Genomic DNA, 23,071 nt, shown 5'->3' on the forward strand with positions numbered 1-23,071 from the left:
TTGCCCGCCCTGTGGATTTTCCCGGCGGCGGGCAGCAAGAGTAAGGACGACACATGATTGAGCAATTCTTCCGACCCGAGCAACTGGGTCAGGCTTTGGAACTCAAGGCCAGTTTCGGCAACGACGCCGTCTACATGGGAGGCGGCAGCAAGCTTAACGCCGCTCCGACTCGCACCGACAAGAAGGTCGCCATCTCGCTGGAGAGGCTGGGGCTTGACCAGATTGAGCAACAGCACGGCCAGCTCCATATCGGCGCCACCGTCACCCTGCAGACCCTGAAAGATGATCCCCGTACCCCAGCCGCCCTGTGCGAGGCGCTGGGGTTTGTCTACTCCCGCCATCTGCGCAATCAGGCCACCCTCGGCGGCGAAATTGCTTGCCAGCAGCAGGACTCCCCGCTGTTGCCGGTACTGCTGGTACTCGAAGCCGTGGTAGTGCTGGAGAACAACCTGCTGCAACCCATCGACGCCTATCTGGCGGGGCAGCGCAATGCCCTGGTGCTCGGAGTTGTGCTGCCGGAGCCTGAACTGCGCTGCGCCACCCGCCGCATCAGCCGCAACGCCGATGGCTTGGCGGTAATGACCGCCGCGGTAGCCCTCGACAGCATTGGCGAAATGCGGGTAGCCGTCGCTGGCGTTACTCCGCAGCCGATGCGCCTGCGGGATCTGGAGCGCCGCGAACTGCACGATGCCGCGCTGGAGGCCGCCGTAAGCGAGCTGATTGCGCCCCGTGAGGATCTGGCGGGAAGCGTGAGTTACAAGCGGTATATCACTGGTGTAGTGGTGGCAGATCTGCTGGTGGATTGCCAGCAGCAGGAGGTGCAAGCATGATGGAACTCAACTTTACCCTGAACGGTGCCCTGCGCACTGTCATCACCCCGGCTGGCGAGAATGCCCAGCGGGTGCTGTTCAACCAGTGCCGGATGCACTCGGTGCGCAACAGTGACGACGGCTTTGGCTTTGCCGGCTCCGACGCCATTCTCTTCAACGGCAAGGTGATCAACTCCTCCCTGCTGATCGCCGCCCAGCTGGATGGAGCAGAGGTGCGCACCGCCGAGTCGCTGGGCAGCTGGAACCAGCTCAGTCTGGTACAGCAGGCGATGGTAGATGTGGGCGTGGTGCAGTCGGGCTACAACGATCCGGCTGCGGCGCTCATCGTCACCGACCTGCTTGATCGCCATCCCGAACCGACCCGTGATCAAATCGATGACGCGCTCTCGGGCCTCTTTCACCGGGACGGCGGCTACCAGCAGTTCTATCAGGCCATCGAGCTTGCCAGTTCACGGATGAAGGATCCCGATTATCTGTGCCAGATTGCCCCCGAGTTTCGTGACGACCTGCGCCACATCGGCAAGAGCTGCCCCAAGGTTGACGCCGCCAAGATGGTACAGGCCAAACCCTGCTACGTGGAGGATCGGGTCACCGAGGATGCGCTGGTCATCAAGATGCTGCGCAGCCCCCATCCCCATGCGGTGATCACCAAACTCGACGTGAGCCGCGCCGAAGCCATGCCGGGGGTGGTGCACGTCATCACCCACCTCAACTGCCCGGATATTTACTACACCCCGGGTGGCCAGAGCGCGCCCGAGCCGTCACCGCTGGATCGCCGCATGTTTGGCCGCAAGCTGCGTCACGTCGGTGACCGGGTGGCCGCCGTGGTGGCCGAGAGCGAAGCCATCGCATTGGCCGCGCTCAAGCTCATCGAGGTCGAGTATCAAGTGCTGCCGGCGGTCATGAGCATTGACGAGGCGATGGCCCCCAATGCGCCGCTGGTGCACGACGAGCCCATCGTCTACATGGCCGGGGCACCTGCGGATCTGGAGCAGCAGAACGCCTGTTCGGTGCGTCGCGGTGACGAGCACATGATCATCAACTTCCCCATCGGTTCCCGTCCGCACGAGAACCTGGCCGCCAGCGTCCATGGCCAGATCGGTGACGTGGCCAAAGGCTTTGCCGAGGCGGACGAGATTGTCGAGCGCACCTACGAATCGACCCAGGCCCAGCAGTGCCCGACCGAGCCGCACATCTGCTTCACCTACATGGATGGCGATCGTCTGGTCATTCACGCCTCCACCCAGGTGCCGTGGCACGTGCGTCGTCAGGTGGCGCGCATCGTCGGCATGAAGCAGCATCAGGTGCATGTGATCAAGGAGCGGGTAGGGGGCGGCTTTGGCTCCAAGCAGGACATCCTGCTGGAAGAGGTGTGCGCCTGGGCGACCAAGGTCACCGGCCGTCCGGTCACCTTCCGCTACACCCGTGAAGAGGAGTTCATCAGCAACACCTCTCGCCACGTGGCCAAGGTAAAGGTGAAAGTGGGGGCCAAAAAAGATGGCACCATCACCGCCATCGACATGGATTTTCGCGCCAACACCGGCCCTTACGGCAACCACTCATTGACGGTGCCAAGCAACGGCCCGGCGCTCTCTTTGCCGCTCTATCCGTGCGACAACGTGCGCTTTACCGTCAACACCTACTACAGCAACATCTGTCCGACCGGGGCCTATCAGGGTTACGGCGCGCCCAAGGGCAACTTTGCCCTGACCATGGCGATTGCCGAACTTGCCGAGAAACTGGGCATCGATCAGCTCGACATGGTGGAGCACAACCGGGTGCATGAAGGGGACATCCTCAAGGTGCTGGGAGCCATCGGCGAGGGCAAGATGCCTACTTCGGTGCCCCATGCGGCCAGCTGCGCCCTCGAGCCCATCCTCAAACAGGGTCGCGAACTGATTGCCTGGGATAGCCCCAAACCCGCCGACGGGGATTGGCGCATCGGTCGTGGCGTCGCCATCATCATGCAAAAATCGGGGATCCCGGATATCGATCAGGCCAACTGCATGGTCAAGCTGGAATCTGACGGTACCTTTATCGTTCACTCCGGTGGCGCCGATATCGGCACCGGCCTCGATACCGTGGTGGCCAAGCTGACCGCCGAGGTGCTCGTTTGCCCGCTCAGCGATGTGCATGTGATCTCCGGCGACACCGACCATGCGCTATTCGACAAGGGAGCCTACGCCTCGTCCGGTACCTGCTTCTCCGGCAATGCGGCCAAGATGGCGGCCGAGAACCTCAAGGCGAAGATCCTGTTCCACGGCGCCGCCATGCTGGGCGAGCCGGTCGAAGACGTAGAGCTGGTTCACCCGGGCATAGTACGCGGCAAGCAGGGGGAGGTGAGCCTCGCCAAGCTGGCCCACAAGGCGGAGACCGGTACCGGCTTCGGCATTCTGGTGGGCACCGCCAGCTACATCACCTCTGAGCTCGCCTTCCCGTACGGGGCCAACTTTGCCGAGGTGGCGGTCAACGTCAGAACCGGCGAGATCCGGCTCGACAAGTTCTACGCCCTGCTCGACTGCGGTACCCCCATCAACCCGGAGCTGGCCCTCGGCCAGATCTACGGGGCGACCATGCGGGCCATCGGCCACACCATGACCGAAGAGATCTGCTACGACAGCAAGGGCATTCCGCTGACACGGGATCTGAAGAGCTATGGTGCGCCCAAGATTGGCGACATTCCGCGCGATTTTCGGGCCTTCCTGGTGCCGAGTGACGACAAGGTTGGCCCTTACGGCGCCAAGTCCATCTCGGAGATCGGGGTGAACGGCGCGGCGCCCGCCATCGCTACCGCCATTCATGACGCTTGCGGTGTCTGGCTGCGCAAGTGGCACTTCACGCCGGAGCAGATCCTGCGCGAACTGGGCAAGCTGGAGCAAAAAGTGTCGGCATAACAAAAGAAAAGGTGAGGGGCGGGCGCCAGCTCGCCCCCAGCGCCTGACGGCGGAATGAGTACTCCGCCTACATTCTGTGTGATGGGACAAACACGATGTCTAAAACAACACGCAAGCACTCGGATCTCATTTACGAGCTGGAAGACAAACCCCCGTTTTATCAAACCCTGATGGGTGCAGTGACCCATCTGCTGGCCATTTTTGTCCCCATGGTGACCCCGGCGCTGATCGTCGGTGGCGCCCTGGGTCTCTCCACCGAGATCACCGCCTATCTGGTCTCCATGGCGATGATCGCCTCCGGTATCGGCACCTGGCTGCAGGTGAACCGTTATGGCCCCATCGGTTCGGGGCTGCTCTCCATCCAGTCGGTCAACTTCTCCTTCGTGACCGTGATGATCGCGCTCGGCGGCGCCATGAAAAAAGATGGCATCCACGAGGAGCTGATCGTCTCGACTCTGCTTGGGGTCTCCTTTGTCGGTGCTTTTCTGGTGATGGGCTCCTCCTTTGTGCTGCCCTACCTCAAGCGGGTGATCACCCCGACCGTGAGCGGGGTAGTGGTGCTGATGATTGGTCTGAGTCTTATCAAGGTGGGGATCATCGACTTTGGCGGCGGCTTCTCCGCCATGAGCAGCGGCACTTTCGGCAAATACGAGCACATCGGGCTGGGGCTTTTGGTGCTCTGCGTCATTGTCGCCTTCAACTGCAGCCGAAGCCCGCTGCTGCGGATGAGCGGCATCGCCATCGGCCTGCTGGTAGGTTATGCGGTGGCCCTGATGCTCGGTATGGTGGATTTCTCCGCCCTTGAGGACCTGCCGCTTATTACTGTGCCGATCCCGTTCAAGTACGGTTTCACCTTCGATTTTCACGCCTTTATGCTGGCAGGCACCATCTATCTGTTGAGCGTGCTGGAGGCGGTGGGGGACATCACCGCCACCGCCATGGTCTCCCACCGGGATATTCAGGGCCCCGAGTTTCAAAAACGGCTCTCCGGCGGCGTGCTGGCTGACGGTCTGGTATCGGTGATCGCCTCTGCCCTCGGCTCTTTGCCACTCACCACCTTTGCCCAGAACAACGGCGTCATCCAGATGACCGGGGTGGCCTCACGCCATGTGGGCAAGTTTATCGCCGTCATTCTGGTGCTGCTGGGGCTCTTCCCGGTAGTGGGGCGCTTCTTTACCACCATACCGTCACCTGTGATGGGGGGCGCCATGGTCATCATGTTCTCGATGATCGCCATCGCCGGTGGTCGCATCATCATCAGCCACGGCTTCGATCGGCGGGAGACCCTGATTGTCGCCACTTCGCTGGGTCTTGGGCTCGGGGTTTCCTATGACCCGAACGTCTTCAAGGTGCTGCCGGCGGGTATCTACATGCTGGTGGAGAACCCCATCTGCGCCGGCGGCATCACCGCCATCATCATGAATCTGGTGCTGCCGCAAAGCCGCAAACGCAAGGCGGCCGTCAGGGATGCCGAGGCGGTGGAGGTGATCCAGCTGAGCGACAAGCCGGATGTGAGCTTTACCGCCCGCAGCGCGGGCCTGTCATCGGCCAGCAAGGGTGAGGGGTCACCAGAGCCAGTGCCCGGGCAGGCGGTGGCGCCACAAGTGGAACGGATCTGACGGTTAAACCGGCAAAAAACGTCAACAGAACAAGAAAAACAGGGAAACGGTTATGAAAAACGACAACTCTGTCAAAGCGGTACGCGGCAGCTTCTTCGATATCACCCGGGTGGTGGATCAGCCCGAGGAGATTGAGTCCAACGCCCGTCTTATCGAGGATGGTCTGCTGATCATTCGCAACGGTTGCATCGACTGGTTCGGTGAGTGGGAGGAGGGCTGTGATCGCATTCCGGCCGAGGTGCGGGTGCGCGATTATCGTGGCAAGATGATAGTGCCCGGCTTTGTCGACACCCATATTCACTATCCTCAGAGCGAGATGGTGGGGGCCTATGGCGAGCAACTGCTGGAGTGGCTCAACCGCCACACCTTCCCGGCCGAGCGGCGTTACAACGATCTCGAGTATGCCCGCGAGATGTCCACCTTCTTTATCAAGCAGCTGCTGCGCAACGGCACCACCACGGCGCTGGTGTTTGGCACCGTTCACCCCGAGTCGGTAGATGCCCTGTTCGAGGCAGCCAGCCGCATCAACATGCGGATGATCGCGGGCAAGGTGATGATGGATCGCAATGCGCCCGACTATCTGCTCGATACCGCCGAGAGCAGCTATGTGCAGAGCAAGCAGCTTATCGAGCGCTGGCACGGAAATGGTCGACTTCTATATGCCATCACACCAAGATTTGCACCCACTTCGACATCCGAGCAGCTGACGATGGCGCGGCGACTGCGCGAAGAGTTTCCCACCACCTATCTGCACACCCATCTGTGCGAGAACAAGGACGAGATCGCCTGGGTAAAATCCCTGTTCCCGGCGCATAAGGGTTATCTCGACGTCTATCACCAGCATGGGCTCACCGGCCACAACTGCGTCTTTGCCCACTGCGTCCATCTGGAAGAGCAGGAGTGGGATTGTCTGAAAGAGACCAACTCCACCATCGCGTTTTGTCCCACCTCCAACCTCTATCTCGGCAGCGGCCTGTTCAAGCTGCACAAGGCGTGGCGCAAGCAGGTGAAAGTGGGGATGGGCACCGACATCGGCGCCGGTACCACCTTCAATATGCTGCAGACCCTCAACGAGGCCTACAAGGTGATGCAGTTGCAGGGCGAGCGTCTTTCTGCCTATCAGGCTTTCTATCTGGCGACCCTGGGCGGCGCCCATTCGCTCGGGCTGGACGAGAAGATCGGCAGCTTTGCGGTAGGCAAGGAGGCGGACTTCGTGGTGCTCGACCCGGTCGCCACCCCGCTGCAACAGCTGCGCTACGACAACTCCACCACCTTGCGCGACAAGCTGTTCGTGCTGCTGACTTTGGGGGATGACAGAGCCATCTACCGTACCTATGTGGATGGTCAGCTGGTCCACGAACGGGGTTAGAGAGAATAAACCGGGCAGGGCAGCAAGAGCGCCGCTCTGCCACGAATACGGAGGCTGGCGTGCCCGCTCGGGGCGCCAGCACCGCGATACATCAGGGCGACCCCCTGATGACCAACCTGAAATGGCCCGGTTTTTTGATCAGCAAGGCAAACGTTTGATTGGTGCTGCCAGCCCTGGTCTCTGAGTTGCACCTTCCGTGTGCAATGGCAGATCCACAGATCCTGTCGCCATTTCGTGATGAAACATTCAGGCGCTTGTGAAGGAGTTGGGTATGACCCAAGCAAACAGCAGGACAAACAGCGTGGAAGGGCTGGCCAGTCAAGACACCGGCAAGACCGTATCACAACAGCAACCGCTCAACGCTCTCGATCGCTATTTCATGATCAGCGAGCGGGGCAGCAACGTCAGACAGGAGGTGCTGGCCGGCCTCACCACCTTTCTCGCCATGGTCTATTCGGTGATCGTGGTGCCCGGCCTGCTCGGCAAGGCAGGGTTTCCACCGGGCGCCGTCTTTGTTGCCACCTGTCTGGTGGCGGGGTGTGGCTCGCTGTTGATGGGGCTCTGGGCCAAGCTGCCGATGGCTATCGGCTGCGCCATCTCGCTCACCGCTTTTACCGCTTTCAGTCTGGTGCTGGGGCAGCAGATCCCCATTCCGGTGGCGCTGGGGGCCGTCTTCCTGATGGGGGTGCTGTTTACCGCCATCTCTGTGACCGGGGTGCGTAGCTGGATCCTCGACAACCTGCCGATGGGGATTGCCCATGGCACCGGCATCGGTATCGGCCTCTTCCTGTTGCTGATAGCGGCCAACGGGGTAGGGCTGGTCATCAAGAATCCGCTCGAGGGGCTGCCGGTAGCGCTGGGGGCCTTTACCTCGATGCCGGTCATCATGACCCTGCTTGGCCTCGCGGTGATCTTCGGGCTGGAGAAGCTCAAAGTCCCGGGCGGGATCCTGTTGGTGATCATCGCCATCTCCATCTTTGGCCTTATTTTTGACCCGGCGGTGAAGTATCAGGGATTGTTCGCTCTGCCGAGTCTCTCCGACGATCAGGGCAAGTCTCTCATCTTCAGCTTGGACATCATGGGCGCGCTCTCGCCGCTGGTGCTGCCCAGCGTGCTGGCACTGGTGATGACGGCGGTATTTGATGCCACAGGCACCATTCGCGCCGTGGCCGGGCAGGCCAATCTGCTGGATAAGGATGGCCACATCATCAACAGCGGCAAGGCGCTGAGTGCCGACTCGGTGAGCAGCATCTTCTCCGGTCTGGTGGGGGCATCCCCGGCCGCCGTCTATATCGAATCGGCGGCGGGCACGGCGGCGGGGGGCAAGACTGGCCTCACTGCCACCGTGGTGGGCGGCCTCTTCCTGCTGATGCTGTTCCTGGCGCCGCTCTCCTATCTGGTGCCTGCCTATGCCACCGCACCGGCGTTGATGTATGTGGGTCTCCTGATGCTGAGCAACGTCACCAAGCTCGATTTCAGTGACTTCGTCGGGGCCATGTCCGGTCTGTTGTGCGCGGTCTTTATCGTGCTCACCTGCAACATCGTCACCGGCATCATGCTGGGCTTTAGTGCGCTGGTGATTGGCCGCATCTGCTCCAAGGAGTGGCACAAGCTCAATACGGGCACTGTCATCATCGCCCTGGCGCTGGTGATTTTCTATGCTGGGGGGTGGGCTATTTAGGGATAACCCGCCCGTTTGGGGTCGCTCTGGCGGCCCCATTTTTATATCTGCGGCGCTCTGACCGTCAACGCTGGTTACCATGCCTTAGCCGCTAGTGCCATCGCGATACCATTTTGATAAATCCCCCTACCAGATTGATAGGCTCCCACCCTTGCTCTCCTCGCTCTGCCGATTTTTTCACCGCTGATGTGCCCCATTTGCTCAGGGGCTGCCCTTGGCTTGTCGCTTCGGGCCAACAAAAGCGGGCTAGATGGGATCCCCTTCACACTTCTCCCCATTCTCCTGACGATGGCGGGAAACAGGCGCATATCTTGCTGTTTTTTATGCCGGTTCCAGATTTTTCCATTCGAAAAAGGACTTGCATATGTCCATAGGATTACCGCTCAAGCGGGTGGATGCCGAGGCCAAGGTGACCGGCAGCGCCCGCTATACCGATGACAACATCATGCTCGGGATGCGCCACGCCAAGTATGTGCGCAGCAATATTGCCCACGGCAAGGTGCTCGCCATCGACGCGACCGAGGCGCTGGCCCTGCACGGGGTTGAAGCCGTGTTTACCCATGAAGATGTCCCTACCACCTGTTTTCGCACCGCCGGTCACGCTTGGTCCCTTGATGAGGCGAAACGGGATGTGAAAGACCGCCGTTTGCTCACCGACCATGTGCGTCACTTTGGTGATGGGGTCGCCATCGTGGTGGCGCGCGATCCGCTGGTGGCCGAAAAAGCGGCCGCGCTGGTCAAGGTGACTTACGAGCCGCTGCCGGTGATGACGGATGCCCACAGTGCGCTGGCCGAGGGGGCCTATCCCATTCATCCGAATGGCAACCTGCTGCGGCAAAGCCAGATCCGGGCGGGTGAGCCGGAACAGGCTATTGCCGCTGCGGATCTGCAGTTCAAGGGGCACTATCAGACGCCGGTGGTGCAGCACTGCCATCTGGAGACGGTGACCTGCTACGCCTACATGGATCAGCCGGACCACATCATAGTGGTCAGCAGTACCCAGATCCCCCAGATTGTGCGCAGCCGGGTGGCCAAATCCCTCGGTCTGCCCTGGTCGAGCGTGCGGGTGATCAAGCCCTACATGGGCGGCGGCTTTGGTAACAAGCAGGATGTGCTGGAAGAGCCGATGGCGGCATTTTTGAGCTACAAGCTTGGCGGCGTGCCGGTCAAGGTGACCTTGAGCCGAGAGGAGTGCTTCTTTGCCTCCCGCACCCGCCACGGCTTTGCCATCGACGGCACCCTCGGTATTAACCGGGATGGCACCCTCAGGGGGTATCAGCTGGACGTGCTCTCCAACACCGGCGGCTATGCCTCCCACGGCCACTCCATCGCCAGCGCCGGGGCCAACAAGATCAGCTACCTCTATCCGCGCAGCGCCTTTGGCTACGACGCCAAAACCTTCTACAGCAACCTGCCAACTGCCGGTGCCATGCGCGGTTACGGCGCCCCGCAGGTGGTGTTTGCCCTCGAATGCATGCTGGACGATGCCTGCGCCGAGTTGGGGCTCGACCCGCTCGAAGTGCGCATCGCCAACGTGGCGCGCGAGGGGGATGTCAATCAGGTTAACCAGAAGACCATCTACAGTGCGGGCTTGCCCGAGTGTCTGCGCCGGGGTGGCGAGCAGTTCCAGTGGGATCGGCTCAAGGCCGAGTGCTTGGCGCAGGATCCGGCAAGCCGGGTGCGGCGCGGCATCGGGGTGGCCTGTTTCAGCTACGGCTCCAACACCTATCCGGTGGGGGTCGAAATTGCTGGTGCCCGCATGCTGCTCAATCAGGATGGCACCGTCAATCTGCAGATCGGCGCCACCGAGATAGGGCAGGGATCGGATACCGTCTTTGCCCAGATGGCAGCCCAGACGTTGGGCATTCCGTTTGAGCAGATCCGGGTCATTTCGACCCAGGATACCGACATTACCGCCTATGATCCGGGCTCGTTCGCCTCGCGCCAGAGTTATGTGGCGGCGCCTGCCATCCATCAGGCGGCGCTGCAACTGCGGGCCCGCATTTTGTCGCTGGCGGCCCAGCTCTGTCATCAGGATGTAGGATCCCTCACCCTGATCGACGGCTACGTGGTGCTGGCTGGCGCACCGGACAAGGTACTGATCAGCGTCGCCGAAGTGTCGGTCAACGCCTACTACCACCTCACTATCGGCGGTCAGATCACCTCCGAGGTCTCCCACAAGACCACCACCAACCCGCCGAGTTTCGGCTGTACCTTTGTCGATCTCAGCGTCGATATCGATCTCTGCAAGGTGACTATCAATCGCATCATTAACCTGCACGATGCGGGCAAGATCCTTAACCCGCAACTGGCGGAGGGACAGGTGCATGGCGGCATGGGGATGGGGATCGGCTGGTCGCTGTTCGAGGAGATGATCATCGATGCCAAGAGCGGCGTGGTGCGCAATCCCAACCTGCTCGACTACAAGTTCCCCACCATGCTGGATTTGCCGGAGCTTGAATGTGACTTCGTGCAGACCTATGAGCCCCAGTCGGTCTATGGCCACAAATCACTGGGGGAACCGCCCATCATCTCGCCGGGCCCCGCAATCCGTAACGCCATTCGAATGGCGACCGGGGTCGCCATCAACGAGTTGCCCATCACCCCCAAAACCCTGTTCCGGGAGTTTGTCGCGGCGGGTTTGATTGGCGAGGGATCAGGGGAGAAGCAACACCATGTTTGATATTGCCCGTTACTACAAGGCGCACAGCGTGGCCGAGGCGGTCGCCCTGCGCCAGGCCGACCCCGAGGCGCGTCTCCTGGCCGGTGGCACCGATGTGATGATCCAGCTCCATCACCTCAACACCGCCTATCGTCATATCGTCGATATTCACGACTTGCCCGAACTCAAAGGGGTGTGCGAGTTGCCTGATGGGTCGATCCGCATCGGCTCCGGCACCACCTTTACCGAGATCATCGAGAACGAACTGGTGCAGCGCCGCCTGCCGATGCTGGCCGAAGCGGCTGCCACCATCGCGGGGCCGCAGATCCGTAACGTCGCCACCTATGGCGGCAACATCTGCAACGGTGCCACCAGTGCAGACTCGGCGGCGCCCACTGTCGCGCTGGAGGCTGAGCTGGAAATCGCCGGGCCCAATGGTACGCGCCGCATCCCCATCGCCGGTTTTCACACCGGCCCCGGCAAGGTGGCGCTGCAACCGGCGGAAATTCTGGTGGCGTTTCACTTTGCCCCGGATACTCACCCCCAGGTGGGCTCCCACTACTTCAAATACGCCATGCGCGATGCCATGGACATCGCCACCATCGGCTGCGCCGCCTACTGCCAGATTGAGGATGGTCACTTCAAGCGCCTGCGGCTTGCTTACGGCGTGGCGGCACCGACGCCGGTGCGCACCCCTCACGCGGAAGCGGCGGCCGAAGGGCAACCGCTGACTCGCGCCACACTGGCAGCCATTGCCGAGGCTGTGGTAGCCGATGTGGCGCCACGATCCTCCTGGCGGGCGGAAAAGGAGTTTCGCCTGCACCTTATCAAAACCCTGGCGCAGCGGGTGGTCGCCTGCGCAGTCGAACGTGCCGGAGGGAAGATCCTATGATGCAACCGCAAAGCTGTCCCGCCGTGGAGATCCAGTGCGAGATCAACGGCAAGCCTTACTCCTATGCAGTGCCGCCCACCATGTCGCTGCTCCACTTCCTGCGCGGGCAGGGGCTTATCAGCGTGAAAGAGGGGTGCAGTGTCGGTGAGTGCGGCGCCTGTACCGTGCGGGTGAATGGCACGGCCATCGACAGCTGCCTCTATCTGGCGGTCTGGGCCGATGGCAAATCCATTCGTACCGTGGAGGGGGAGCGCAAAGGCAATGAGCTCTCTGATGTACAGCAGGCCTTTATCGATGAGGGGGCGGTGCAGTGCGGTTTTTGCACCCCGGGCCTTGTGATGGCGAGCGCCGCATTGCTCGACAAGACCGAGCGTCGTCCGCTGACCGATGCGGAGATCCGCCGCGGGCTATCGGGGAATCTGTGCCGCTGCACCGGGTATCAGAACGTGGTGCGGGCGGTCAAGAAGTGTTGCAAGGGGTAACTGACTGGGCGCAATGAGCCTGAGTGCTGTTGTTTGAAAAAGGAAACAAGCCTTCCCAAAAACACAGGCCCGCCTCGAAAGAGGCGGGCCTGCTGCTGAGTGGGGTCAGGAGACATCACACTTTTGGCTGGTCGATCACCAATTTGCCCTCCTTGACCGGAATGGTGGCGCCCGGGGCTTGCTTCATGCGGATCACCCCCTCCTGACCTGCGAGGCGATAGGTCACGTCATAACCTATGGTGTTGACGCTCGTATCCTGCACGGTCTTGCAGCGCTGCTCGGTGGTGGTGTAGGTATCGCCCGCCTGCATATTGCCCTGCACCTGATTACCGGCATAGCCACCCGCGACCGCCCCGGCTGCGGTGGCCACCTTCTTGCCGCTGCCACCGCCAAACTGGTGGCCGACCACGCCCCCCAGCGCCGCGCCAACCACGGTGCCGAGGATCTTGTGCTCATCCTGTACCGGCTTGCGATGGGTCACGGTGACGTTGCGACACTCCTGTCGGGGAGTCTTGATGGTCTCGGTGATCGGCTTGCTGGCGATCACCTCGGCAAAGGTGGGCTGGGGTGTAAAGAGGGAGCCGCTGGCCGCCGCCGAGAGTGCCAGGGCCGAGGCGATGCCAATACCGATACCTGCCATCATGGATCTGTTCATCTTGTTCTTCTCCTGCATACCCATACGGGCTCTTCCAATCTGGTGCCATCTTGTCACAACCGGCTGGCCGGACAAGGCGAGGGGGATGGGTCTGCGACAGGCGCTGGCAAGGTCAAAAAATAGCCACCATGAAAAAGTGTCTGACTTTGGCGACAACGGACTAAAAGTGACCAGTTTCCGGCGCATGGCGGGCTTTGCCAGTGTGATAAGGAGCAATTCGAGTCGCAATTTGCAAGGCGGGCGGTGAGCAGAATGCCAGAGTGGCAAAGTGCTGACGGGGGCAGGTCAAGGGAGGCCTTGAGCAAGGGCTCTGTTCGTTGAGATGGCCACGCAAGTGGTTGATAAATGGCTCCAGCCCCATCGGATGTTGGCCGATAAGAGATCACGGCAAGCATTTTGCTTTGATTGGGTGAAGCAGAGGGTGAACGGGCCGGCAGACAACTGCGTAAGACCTGATATGAAGATGTTCACCCGAGATCACCGGATCAACGAGGGGGAGATATGTCAATGTTACCCAGCTGGATCACCCCGGCCATCCAGGCCAACATCATCACGGTGCAGCAGGCCGAACGTCTGCTCTCATCCCTCTACCGGCCCCTGGCCGAGCAGGGAGAGGAGCTTCCCGCCGATATCGCCGACATCAGTCTTAAACTCTACTGCTTCCGCCAGCAGGGGCGGGTGCGTCACTAAGGCTGACAAAAGAACACCCCGTGCCAGGCTCGGGGTGTTGTCACTCATATATCACAGGCCTATCAGGCCAACATCACTTGCGCCACCAGCATCAGGGCGCCAAATCCCAGCACAAAGCCCACCATGGGCAGCACGAACTTGACCCACTTGTTGAACTGGATGCCGAGCATCTGCAGGGTGACCAGCACCAGTCCGGTGGGGGCCAGAAACAACATGGCGTATTGGCCCCAGTTGTAGGCCGATACCACGATATAACGGGGGATCATCACGGTATCTGCCAGCGGCGCCATGATGGGCATGGAGAGCACCGCGAGCCCGGAGGAGGAGGGCACCACCAGCCCCAGCAGGGTGAACACCAGCATCTGCGCCACCGCGAACACGGCGCCATGCATGCCGGAGACCAGATCGGAGGCGTAGGCCAGAATAGTGTCCGAGATCATCCCCTGATCCAGCACCAGATTGACCCCCCGTGCCAGCCCGATGATGAGCGAAACGGCCACCAGCTCCGACGCCCCCTGAGTAAAGGCCTCGACAGCCTCTTTCTCTTTGAGACCCGAGATAAAAATGATGATGATGGCGATGGTCAGGAAGGAGGCCGCCATCTGCGGGAACCACCAACCGGCCATGGAGACGCCCCACACCATCAGCGGGAAGGCGAGGATAAACAGGGTCAGAATGATCTTGCGGCGAAGGGTGAAGGGCACCCCTTCGTCCATAGAGCCCTTTTTGAGAAAACGGGCGCGAAAACTCTCTCTGTCCTCATAGGTGTAGGAGAAGGCTGGATTGGCCTTGATCTTCTTGCAGTACCAGTAGAGATAACCGATCACCACCAGGGTGCCCACCAGACAGCCGACGGCGCGAAAGATCAGCCCTTCGGTAAAGGGAATGCCGGCGGCATTGGAGGCGATCACCACCGAGAAGGGATTGATGGTGGAGAAGGTGGTGCCCATGGAGGCGGCGAGGAAGATGGCCCCTACGCAGACGATGGAGTCATAGCCGAGTGCCAGAAAGATGGGCACCAGTATGGGGTAGAAGGCGACCGCCTCTTCCTCCAGTCCGCAGGTGGTGCCTCCCAGCGCCATTACGAAGCAGACCAGCGCCACAAACAGGAATTCGTTGCCCCGGGTCTTGCGCGACAACGCCACCAGCCCTGCACTGAAGGCTCCTGTCTTGTTGATGACGCCGATCAGCCCCCCGAGCACCAGAATAAAGACGATGATATCCGCCCCCTCTATGGTGCCCTTGACCATGCTGACTGCCACGTCACCGAGCCCCTTGGGCGCTTGCTCCAGCCGTGCATAGGTGCCGGGAATGGCGATGGGCTTGCGGATGGTGCCGTTGGTAAATTGCTCCACCGCAATATTGATATTGAGTTTTGCCAGGGCATCCTGGGTTGCGGGAAGTCGGCTTATTTCCCCCTGTGGGCTATTGACCATCAGGCTTTCACTGGCCGGATTATAAGAGAGCTTGGCATAGGCGCCGGCCGGAATTATCCAGGTCAGCGCAATGGCCAGCAACATAATAAGAAACAGAATGGTAAATGCAGTAGGGAATTGTCTGCGTGGTGTGGTATTCGGCACGGCACACATAAAATGCTCCTTGATAAAGCAGGTTTGGGCTCGGCGGAATATCGGGTCGATAGGGTTTCTGCGTCATACATCCAAGGTACGCAAATTCACTGTATATTGCGTAGTGATTGGCGAGAAATCTGGCCTGATATTGAACATCCGGTAGATTATTTCACGTTGTAACCGTAACCCGTGTGCGGCTGGATGAACATGGTGCCATGCTCGCTTTATGGGATGGCTCACAAAATTTATTTTCCATGGATTTAACAGCTGATATGAAATAAAAGTTATTATGCAATAACTATTTCACTTTTCGCTTAACGTGGGTTGCCTTAAATAAATGCCATGAAAATAGTTCGTGCCGAGATGAATGAAATGACATATAAAGCAGCTTTGGCGGAATAATATTCCACTATCGTCATCTTTCGTTATTCGCCAAAAAAAAGCCTGTGAAAAAATGGCACGATTTCCCGTAACGCAATATTTTTTGCAACGAAAACAGAGGGCCCTGTTGGCAGAAGGCTGCCCCTGTCTAAGACGTTTTGCTAATACCTGCCGCTGCAGGCTAACTGTTAGGCTGTCATCCCCATAAGAGACCAGTGACGGGCAGGATGCCCATGTCGCTTGCTGATCTCTGAATCATCCCGAAACTGCCCGTTTTGTGCCACCTGTAAGGAAGGAATCCGATGACAGTGCAGAACATCTATGAGCGCGACCTTGCCAAAACCGCCGCCAATTTCGAGGCCCTGACCCCCATCAGCTTTTTGGGGCGGGCGGAGCGGGTCTATCCCGACTATCCGGCGCTGATCCACGGCTCGCTGCGCCAGAGCTGGGGCGAGACCGCCCGCCGTTGCCGCCAGTTGGCTTCGGCCCTGCGGCTTAGCGGTATCGGGGAGGGGGATACCGTCTCCATCGTTGCGCCCAATATCCCGGCGATGTTTGAAGCTCACTTCGGGGTGCCCATGAGCGGCGCCGTGCTCAACACCATCAATACCCGGCTCGATGCAGAGTCGATGGCCTTTATCTTCCAGCATGCCCAGAGCAAGGTGGTGCTGGTAGACAGGGAGTTTGGCGCCGTGGTGCGCAAGGCACTGGATCTGCTGGAGCGCCAACCGCTGGTCATCGCCATCGACGATCCCCTCTACCGGGAGGGGGCGCTTGTCAGTGAACTGACTTATGAGGCCTTTATTGCCACTGGTAACGGCGATGAGCCCGGCTGGCTGCCACAAGATGAGTGGCAGGCGATCTCCCTTAACTACACCTCCGGCACCACCGGCAACCCCAAGGGCGTGGTCTATCACCATCGCGGTGCCCACCTCAACGCCATCAACAATGTGCTCTCCTGGGAGCTGCCCAAACATCCCGTCTATCTCTGGACCTTGCCGATGTTTCACTGCAACGGCTGGTGCTTCCCCTGGACCCTGGCGGCCACCGCCGGGGTGAGCGTCTGCCTGCGTCATGTGCAGGCCGCCGCCATTTATGAGGCGCTGCACGAGCACAAGGTGAGCCACTTCTGCGCGGCGCCCATCGTGCTCAATATGCTCAACAATGCCGATCAGGCGCTCAAGCAGGGGCTGGATCACCCCATCAAGGTGATGACCGCCGGCGCTGCGCCCCCCGCCACCGTGATCGCCGGGATGGAGGCGATGGGGATCGCTGTGACCCACGTCTATGGCCTGACCGAAACCTATGGCCCCTGCGTGTTGTGCGAATCGCAAAGAAGCTGGCAGGGGCAGGATGCCACTGCGCTCTCCCGCCTCAAGGCACGGCAGGGCGTCGCGTCGCCCCTGCAGGGGGAGATGCGGGTCATCAATCCGGTCAGTGGCGAGCCGGTTGCCAAAGATGGCAAAACCATGGGGGAGATAGTGCTGCGGGGCAATGTAGTGATGAAGGGCTATCTCAAGAACCCGGCGGCCAGCGCCGAGGCGATGGCGGAGGGGTGGTTTCGCAGTGGCGATCTGGCGGTGTGGCACCCGGACGGTTATGTGGAGATCAAGGACAGATCCAAGGACATCATCATCTCCGGCGGTGAGAATATCTCCAGCCTGGAGGTGGAAGATGTGCTCTATCGTCATCCGGATGTAGACGAAGCGGCGGTGATCGCCATGCCGGACGAGAAGTGGGGGGAGGTGCCCTGCGCCTTCGTGAAACTGAAAGAGGGGCGAGAGACTACCCAGGCGGAGCTGATCGCCTTTTGCCGCGAGCAGATGGCCCACTTCAAGGCCCCCAAACGCATCATCTTCACCCCGCTGCCGAAGACCTCCACCGGCAAGGTGCAAAAATTTGTGCTGCGCAAACAACTGGGTTAGGTGCTAATCGAGCGTGAGTGAAAGCAGCGTGCAATAGGATGACTAAGCTGTCGGGATAAATGCAGCAAGGGAAGTGGGAGTGCCTGACTGGCCAGCCAGCTATCGTGCCTTGCACGCGACGCAGTTGCGGCCGCTCTGTTTGGCCTGATAGAGCATCTGATCGGCGCGCGCGTAGAGGCTCTCCATCTGCTCCCCCTTGCTATTTTCCACCAGCCCGGCGCTGATGGTGATAACCAGCTCATCCCCATCGGCAAGGGGTAGCGGGCTTTGCATCACCTGCTTGCGCAGCCGTTCGGCCAGTGATGCGGCGGCCGAGAGGGTGGTGTTGGGCAGCAAGATGGCAAACTCGTCACCGCCGATGCGGGCCAGCACATCTTCGCTGCGCAGCACCGATTGCATCACCCTGCCCAGATGGATCAGCGCCTGATCGCCCAGCGGGTGACCGTAGCGATCGTTGATGCATTTGAACTGATCCACATCCAGCACTATCAGCACCGAGGTGAGCTGGTGGCGCATGTTCATACTCAGGTTCTTTTCGCACACCTCGAAGAAGAAACGGCGGTTATAAAGTCCGGAGAGGCTGTCACGAACCGATTGATATTGCAGTTGTTCCTTGAGCTGGTGCAGCTCGGTGATATCGGAGGAGATACCGATCAGGGTGGGGGTACCATCAGCCAGCTTGAAGGGGACTTTGACAGACCAGTAGTAATGTTGCTTGCCTTCGGTATCGGTCAGTGACTCTTCACCGGCTTGCAGCTCACCCGTTTCGAACACCCGGTTGTCCAGCTGCCACAGCTGGTTGACTCCGTGTGGGGAGAACAGCTCATTATCGCTGCGGTTGATGATCTGTTCGGCGGGTAAACCGAGCAGGGCACACACCTTCTGATTGACGTAGAGAAAGCGGTGCTGGCTGTCCTTCATATAGATATGGGCATCCACGTTGGCCAGGATGATCTCCAGCAACTGATGCTGCTCGGCCATACGGGCCTCAATCAGCTTGTGTTCCGTGATATCGGTGGAGATGCCGCACAGACCGATCAGCGTGCCATCCCGGTCGTACATCGGCTTTTTCACGCTCCAGTAGACCCGTTTCTCTCCCGTGGGTTTGAGGTAGTTGATCTCCTCCCGGGCGATGGCGACCTGCTGCTCCAGCACCTGACGATCATTTCGTCTCAGATCTTCCGAGAAGTCGAGGTCAAAAAAGGCGCGATCATCCTTGCCTTGCAGTTCGGCCAGGGAACAACCAAAGAGATCCAGCACAGCCTGATTGGCATAGATATAACGGCCATCCAGATCCTTGGTAAAGAGGTAAGCCCCCATCTCGTTAAAGATGGATCTGAGGTGATCCAGCTCGTGCTGCAATCGGGTGGAGAAGGGTTCATCCTTCATGAAGTTGGCCATCCTTGGGTCGCTGTGATGGGTTGGCTGAACGCGAGGCCAACGTGCATCAACTGCTTTAAATTAAGCACTCTTCACGGCATATTTCTCATTTATTTCCGCAGGTTCTGCGTTATGTCACATGGTTGTAACCTCTTAGCAAATCAAAGGAAATCAGTTGAGTCCATGGTTGTTGAGATAGCTTGCCACCATGTATCGACCCCGTATCATCGGCTCTCGACAGAGAAGTTGAACAACAGCTAAATAAACCTCCCCGAGTGGCAAAAAGGGTAACGAACAGGTCTTTAGTCAAACTATTTCCTCGGTGTCCCTGATATCATCTCCAGCAACGCAATATGGAGAGATACGAGATGGTAGTGGCACCGTTTAATTGGAATGACGCAGTTCAGTGGGACGGGCCGGGGGCCATTGCGGGTTGCGAAGAGATCTTGAGTGCCGATCGGCTGGAACGTGCCCGCTATGCCGAGTTTCTGACCAACTACCTCGCCGCCGAAGGCAAGCAACGCAACTATGTGCTCAACCTTAATGCCGAGTGGGGGGCGGGAAAAACCTGGTTTATCAAGCGCTGGTATATGGAGCTGAAAGCGCACTATCCCACCGTCTATATCGATGCCTGGCAGCAGGACTTTTCCGATGATCCTTTATTGACTGTGATTTCATCGATTATCGACCAGTTAAAAATGATTGCGGGAAAAGAAAACCCGATTCCAGAAGGAATGCGTCAGCGGCTGCTTGGATTATTTAAGGTCGGCGGCAAACTGGCGCTGAAAGCGGCAATCAAAAAAGCCGGGTTGGAGGATGAGGATTTTTCTCTGGAAGGGGAGGAAGCCAATCAGCTGGTAGATGCCTTATGCAGTAATCAGAAAGAGCGTTATGAATCTATCCAATATCTTAAAAATGAGATCCGGCAATGGGTTGAGGGAGCTGTTGGTTTAAGTGAAGGAGAACTGGACTATCCCGCATTTATTTTGATAGATGAGCTTGATCGTTGTCGTCCTTCCTATGCTGTGGAAATGCTGGAGACTATCAAGCATATTTTTGATATTCCCAGGGTGGTATTTGTGCTGGCAACAGATACCGAGCAGTTGCAGCATTCAGTTAAAGCCATATATGGAGAAGGGTTTAACGCTCAACATTACCTAAGTAGATTTTTTCATAGAAGGTTCATTTTAAACTCAGATTCATTGAAGAATTTTATAGAAAATGAACTTGTATTACTCAGTGTTAATGTGGATGGCATATGGCCATGTTTTAAGAAAAACGCTTCACTAACTGATTTCGTTACGATGATGTTTGAGCATTTCTCGCTAAACCTGAGATTGACTACTCTTGTGTTGGATAGATTAAAAATAGTCTTATTAAGTTATTCAGATGAAAGAGAGTTAAATCTTCCGCTGTTACTTTTCTTGATCTCTTTGAATGAGGTCGATACTAACTTTTACAGTGATGTTGTAAATTTCAGACTTGATGTTGATGAATTTAAACTGAAGATCAACATGTATGGAATCAAATTACATACTTATATAATAACTGACGCTGAGTGTGTTGATGTTGAGCCCGATTATATCTCTAAAGGGGCTACAGATAAAAGATATATCTATGTTGATCACTTTTTGATTAATTCATATCATTGGATGCGCTCTATTAATCATGGGGAGATTGATATTAGGAAAATCATGGTTGATATTTTGACGGAGGAAGGTGAATATGGTTTTCAAGAAAATGATTGGGTAAGAATGATCTTGTCGGAATTAGAGGATGATATGTCTATATATAGAATTTTAGTTGAGCGTTCTTTTTATCTTAAATGAGTAAAGCCGGGATAACCCGGCTTTATTATCAGTTTATTTATTATGCCGCTTATAAAGCCGCTGAACGACATCCTGTAATCCCAGCCCTTCATTTTGTAGCAGTACGGTCAGGTGGTAGAGCAGATCGGCGGATTCGTTGATGAGCTCCTCTCGATCCTTGGCCATGGCGGCCAGCGCCACTTCGACACCTTCCTCACCTACCTTCTGGGCGATGCGCTTGGTCCCTTTGCCATAGAGGCTGGCGGTGTAGCTGGTGGCCGGATCGGCCCCTTTGCGGGCGGCCAGCACCTGTTCCAGCTCTGCCAGAAAACCGAGGGGCGGCAGCGGGTGACCATGGAAACAGGAGGTTGTCCCTTTGTGACAGGTGGGGCCGACGGGGTTGGCGGCAATCAGCAGGGAGTCCTGATCGCAATCGGTGCTGATGGCCACGAGTTGGAGCACATTGCCCGAGCTTTCACCCTTGGTCCAGAGCCGCTGTTTGCTGCGGCTAAAGAAGGTGACCTGACCTGTGGTCTGGGTCTTTTCCAGTGCCTCGCGGGTCATAAAGCCCTGCATCAGCACCTCGCCGCTGGCGGCATGCTGGACGATGGCAGGGATCATGCCGTCGCATTTTTCCCAGTCGAGCTGCTCGGCAAGAGGGCGCGCGCTGGCGGTTGTTTGTGTGTTATCTGAGAAGTTATTCACGGATGGCGACTCCTTCGGTTTTCAGCCAGCGTTTCAATTCGGGAATGGGGATAAGGCCCTTGTGGAACACAGAGGCGGCCAGCGCCCCATCCACATCGGCGAGGGTAAAGGCATCGCGAAAGTGTGCCATGGCACCGGCGCCGCCGGAGGCGATCAGCGGCACCTTGCAGACGCTGCGCACCAGCTTGAGCTGGTCGAGATCATAACCCTGACGCATGCCGTCCTGATTCATCACGTTCAGCACGATTTCGCCCGCGCCGCGCTTTTGCACCTCCTGTACCCAGTCGATGGTGTGCCAGGCGGTGGTGCGGGTGCGACTCTCGTCACCGGTAAACTGTTTGACCTGATAGTGGCCCGTCGCGGCATCGAAGTAGGAGTCAATGCCCACCACCACGCACTGCACGCCAAAGCGCTCGGCCAGTCGGCTGATAAGGGTCGGGTCGGCCAGCGCCGGAGAGTTGATGGAGACCTTGTCGGCACCAAATTCGAGGATCTGGCGGGCGTCTTCGACGCTTTTGATGCCACCGGCGACGCAGAAGGGGATATCGATCACCTCCGCCACCCGGCTCACCCAGCTCTTGTCTACCACCCGCGCATCGCTGGAGGCGGTGATGTCATAGAACACCAGCTCGTCAGCGCCCTCTTCTGCGTAGCGGCGCGCCAGCTCGACAATGCCGCCCATCACCTCGTGGTTGCGAAATTGCACCCCTTTGACCACCACGCCATCTTTCACGTCGAGGCAGGGGATAATGCGTCTTGCCAGCATCAGTTGCCTCCTGTGGTAACGGCCGCGGGGGCTTGCCAGCAGGCGATGGCGTCACCCACCGAGAACTTGCCCTCCAGCAGGGCACGGCCAAGGATGATCCCCTTGACGCCGGAGCCCTTGAGCGCCTCGATATCCGCGATGCCGCCAATACCGCCGGAGGCCTGAAAGGCGACGCTCGGGTAGCGGGCGCAGAGATCCCGATAGAGCTCGACGTTGGTGCCTGCCAGGGTGCCGTCACGGCTGATGTCGGTGCAGAGCACATGCTTGAGCCCGGCGGGGAGGAAGCGCTCGATCAGTGCCTCGATGGTCACGCCGCTATTCTCCTGCCAGCCGGCCACCGCGATATGGCGATTGCCCTGCTCATCGATATTGACGTCCAGCGCCAGCACGATCTGCTCGGGGCCATATTTCTCCATCCAGCTCGCTACCAGATCCGGGGATTTAACGGCGGTGGAGCCAATCACCACCCGGCTGGCACCGGCGGCCAGCAGATCAGCCACATCCTGTTCGGTGCGCACGCCTCCGCCGACCTGCACCGGCGCTTCGGTGGCCGACAGCAGTTGGGTCAGCAGGGGGAGCTGGCGCGCCTTGGCATCCTTGGCACCGTCCAGATCCACCAAATGGAGCTGCACCGCCCCCTGGGAGACATATTCATCGAAGCGGGCTTGCGGGCTGCTGCTGTATTCGGTCTTCTGGTCGTAGTCCCCCTGATAGAGGCGAACCACCTGACCGTTGATAAGGTCAATTGCGGGAATGATCAT

At 58.8% G+C, this 23,071-nt stretch carries 17 protein-coding genes; 11 read left to right on the plus strand and 6 right to left on the minus strand.

All coding sequences use genetic code 11. The features are described from left to right. The first annotated feature begins 53 nt into the window (after positions 1–53). The 8 genes from ygfM (at position 54) to xdhC (ending at position 12,429) form a co-directional block, all read left to right on the plus strand. The gene (ygfM, locus tag G5221_RS00510) at positions 54–830 is read left to right on the plus strand and encodes a molybdopterin-dependent oxidoreductase FAD-binding subunit (RefSeq protein ID WP_257124887.1); all 777 of its coding nucleotides are present in this window, start codon (positions 54–56) and stop codon (positions 828–830) included. Further along, the gene (locus tag G5221_RS00515; protein WP_421262591.1) at positions 827–3,724 is read left to right on the plus strand and encodes a molybdopterin-dependent oxidoreductase Mo/Fe-S-binding subunit; all 2,898 of its coding nucleotides are present in this window, start codon (positions 827–829) and stop codon (positions 3,722–3,724) included. The genes ygfM and G5221_RS00515 overlap by 4 nt, the downstream gene beginning before the upstream one ends. A 95-nt stretch (positions 3,725–3,819) precedes the next feature. Further along, positions 3,820–5,343: a nucleobase:cation symporter-2 family protein gene (locus G5221_RS00520; RefSeq protein ID WP_265062816.1), complete on the plus strand. Its 1,524-nt coding sequence runs from the start codon at positions 3,820–3,822 to the stop codon at positions 5,341–5,343. A 52-nt stretch (positions 5,344–5,395) separates the two neighbouring features. Beyond that, a complete protein-coding gene (gene guaD, locus G5221_RS00525) occupies positions 5,396–6,712 on the plus strand; it encodes a guanine deaminase (RefSeq protein ID WP_421262592.1) in 1,317 nt (438 codons plus the stop codon). Positions 6,713–7,091: 379 nt separating this feature from the next. Next, complete coding sequence (locus tag G5221_RS00530) at positions 7,092–8,393, plus strand: NCS2 family permease (RefSeq protein ID WP_162516894.1); 1,302 nt, start codon at positions 7,092–7,094, stop codon at positions 8,391–8,393. Positions 8,394–8,757: 364 nt separating this feature from the next. Next, positions 8,758–11,076 (plus strand): xanthine dehydrogenase molybdenum-binding subunit XdhA, encoded by a 2,319-nt coding sequence (gene xdhA / locus G5221_RS00535; RefSeq protein WP_421262593.1) that lies wholly within the window; start codon positions 8,758–8,760, stop codon positions 11,074–11,076. Further along, complete coding sequence (gene xdhB / locus G5221_RS00540) at positions 11,069–11,947, plus strand: xanthine dehydrogenase FAD-binding subunit XdhB (protein WP_421262594.1); 879 nt, start codon at positions 11,069–11,071, stop codon at positions 11,945–11,947. The genes xdhA and xdhB overlap by 8 nt, the downstream gene beginning before the upstream one ends. Next, positions 11,944–12,429, plus strand: coding sequence for a xanthine dehydrogenase iron sulfur-binding subunit XdhC (xdhC, locus tag G5221_RS00545; RefSeq protein ID WP_021230037.1), 486 nt, complete (start codon positions 11,944–11,946; stop codon positions 12,427–12,429). The genes xdhB and xdhC overlap by 4 nt, the downstream gene beginning before the upstream one ends. Positions 12,430–12,544: 115 nt before the next feature. On the opposite strand, the gene G5221_RS00550 is transcribed toward xdhC, so the two are convergent. Beyond that, entirely contained in the window at positions 12,545–13,084 is a 540-nt protein-coding gene (locus tag G5221_RS00550) for a glycine zipper 2TM domain-containing protein (RefSeq protein ID WP_088868906.1), read from the minus strand. A 501-nt stretch (positions 13,085–13,585) separates the two neighbouring features. Between G5221_RS00550 and G5221_RS00555 the strand changes: the two genes are divergently transcribed. Next, on the plus strand, positions 13,586–13,774 hold the full coding sequence (locus G5221_RS00555; protein ID WP_005345660.1) for a hypothetical protein: 189 nt from the start codon (positions 13,586–13,588) through the stop codon (positions 13,772–13,774). Between the two features lie 62 nt (positions 13,775–13,836). On the opposite strand, the gene G5221_RS00560 is transcribed toward G5221_RS00555, so the two are convergent. Further along, positions 13,837–15,363 carry a YfcC family protein gene (locus G5221_RS00560; RefSeq protein WP_279490860.1) on the minus strand — a complete coding sequence of 509 codons (1,527 nt, stop codon included), beginning with the start codon at positions 15,361–15,363 and terminating at the stop codon, positions 13,837–13,839. Positions 15,364–16,028: 665 nt separating this feature from the next. On the opposite strand from G5221_RS00560, the gene G5221_RS00565 reads away from it, so the two are divergent. Then, positions 16,029–17,651 carry an acyl-CoA synthetase gene (locus G5221_RS00565; protein WP_421262595.1) on the plus strand — a complete coding sequence of 541 codons (1,623 nt, stop codon included), beginning with the start codon at positions 16,029–16,031 and terminating at the stop codon, positions 17,649–17,651. 99 nt (positions 17,652–17,750) lie between these two features. Here G5221_RS00565 and G5221_RS00570 read toward each other — a convergent pair whose 3' ends face one another. Then, on the minus strand, positions 17,751–19,040 hold the full coding sequence (locus G5221_RS00570) for a sensor domain-containing diguanylate cyclase (RefSeq protein WP_421262596.1): 1,290 nt from the start codon (positions 19,038–19,040) through the stop codon (positions 17,751–17,753). Positions 19,041–19,399: 359 nt separating this feature from the next. Here G5221_RS00570 and G5221_RS00575 point away from each other — a divergent pair, with 359 nt between their 5' ends. Next, entirely contained in the window at positions 19,400–20,860 is a 1,461-nt protein-coding gene (locus tag G5221_RS00575; RefSeq protein WP_421262597.1) for a KAP family P-loop NTPase fold protein, read from the plus strand. Between the two features lie 33 nt (positions 20,861–20,893). Here G5221_RS00575 and hisIE read toward each other — a convergent pair whose 3' ends face one another. The 3 genes from hisIE to hisA are packed head-to-tail and all read right to left on the minus strand — an operon-like array spanning position 20,894 to position 23,071. Then, complete coding sequence (gene hisIE, locus G5221_RS00580) at positions 20,894–21,544, minus strand: bifunctional phosphoribosyl-AMP cyclohydrolase/phosphoribosyl-ATP diphosphatase HisIE (protein WP_421262598.1); 651 nt, start codon at positions 21,542–21,544, stop codon at positions 20,894–20,896. Continuing rightward, positions 21,537–22,310: an imidazole glycerol phosphate synthase subunit HisF gene (gene hisF / locus G5221_RS00585; protein WP_421262599.1), complete on the minus strand. Its 774-nt coding sequence runs from the start codon at positions 22,308–22,310 to the stop codon at positions 21,537–21,539. The genes hisIE and hisF overlap by 8 nt, the downstream gene beginning before the upstream one ends. Beyond that, complete coding sequence (hisA, locus tag G5221_RS00590; protein WP_139734760.1) at positions 22,310–23,071, minus strand: 1-(5-phosphoribosyl)-5-[(5-phosphoribosylamino)methylideneamino]imidazole-4-carboxamide isomerase; 762 nt, start codon at positions 23,069–23,071, stop codon at positions 22,310–22,312. Before hisA ends, hisF begins: the two co-directional genes overlap by 1 nt.

It is taken from the genome of Aeromonas sp. 602200, from assembly GCF_049173895.1.
Classification (GTDB): Bacteria; Pseudomonadota; Gammaproteobacteria; order Enterobacterales; family Aeromonadaceae; genus Aeromonas; species Aeromonas veronii_A.

Excerpts from the sequence above, each read along its gene's own strand:
- ygfM (WP_257124887.1), top strand. The coding sequence starts at position 54 with ATGATTGAGCAATTCTTCCGACCCGAGCAACTGGGTCAGGCTTTGGAA.
- G5221_RS00515 (WP_421262591.1), top strand. The coding sequence starts at position 827 with ATGATGGAACTCAACTTTACCCTGAACGGTGCCCTGCGCACTGTCATC.
- G5221_RS00520 (WP_265062816.1), top strand. The coding sequence starts at position 3,820 with ATGTCTAAAACAACACGCAAGCACTCGGATCTCATTTACGAGCTGGAA.
- guaD (WP_421262592.1), top strand. The coding sequence starts at position 5,396 with ATGAAAAACGACAACTCTGTCAAAGCGGTACGCGGCAGCTTCTTCGAT.
- G5221_RS00530 (WP_162516894.1), top strand. The coding sequence starts at position 7,092 with ATGATCAGCGAGCGGGGCAGCAACGTCAGACAGGAGGTGCTGGCCGGC.
- xdhA (WP_421262593.1), top strand. The coding sequence starts at position 8,758 with ATGTCCATAGGATTACCGCTCAAGCGGGTGGATGCCGAGGCCAAGGTG.
- xdhB (WP_421262594.1), top strand. The coding sequence starts at position 11,069 with ATGTTTGATATTGCCCGTTACTACAAGGCGCACAGCGTGGCCGAGGCG.
- xdhC (WP_021230037.1), top strand. The coding sequence starts at position 11,944 with ATGATGCAACCGCAAAGCTGTCCCGCCGTGGAGATCCAGTGCGAGATC.
- G5221_RS00550 (WP_088868906.1), bottom strand. The coding sequence starts at position 13,084 with ATGAACAGATCCATGATGGCAGGTATCGGTATTGGCATCGCCTCGGCC.
- G5221_RS00555 (WP_005345660.1), top strand. The coding sequence starts at position 13,586 with ATGTCAATGTTACCCAGCTGGATCACCCCGGCCATCCAGGCCAACATC.
- G5221_RS00560 (WP_279490860.1), bottom strand. The coding sequence starts at position 15,363 with ATGTGTGCCGTGCCGAATACCACACCACGCAGACAATTCCCTACTGCA.
- G5221_RS00565 (WP_421262595.1), top strand. The coding sequence starts at position 16,029 with ATGACAGTGCAGAACATCTATGAGCGCGACCTTGCCAAAACCGCCGCC.
- G5221_RS00570 (WP_421262596.1), bottom strand. The coding sequence starts at position 19,040 with ATGAAGGATGAACCCTTCTCCACCCGATTGCAGCACGAGCTGGATCAC.
- G5221_RS00575 (WP_421262597.1), top strand. The coding sequence starts at position 19,400 with ATGGTAGTGGCACCGTTTAATTGGAATGACGCAGTTCAGTGGGACGGG.
- hisF (WP_421262599.1), bottom strand. The coding sequence starts at position 22,310 with ATGCTGGCAAGACGCATTATCCCCTGCCTCGACGTGAAAGATGGCGTG.
- hisA (WP_139734760.1), bottom strand. The coding sequence starts at position 23,071 with ATGATCATTCCCGCAATTGACCTTATCAACGGTCAGGTGGTTCGCCTC.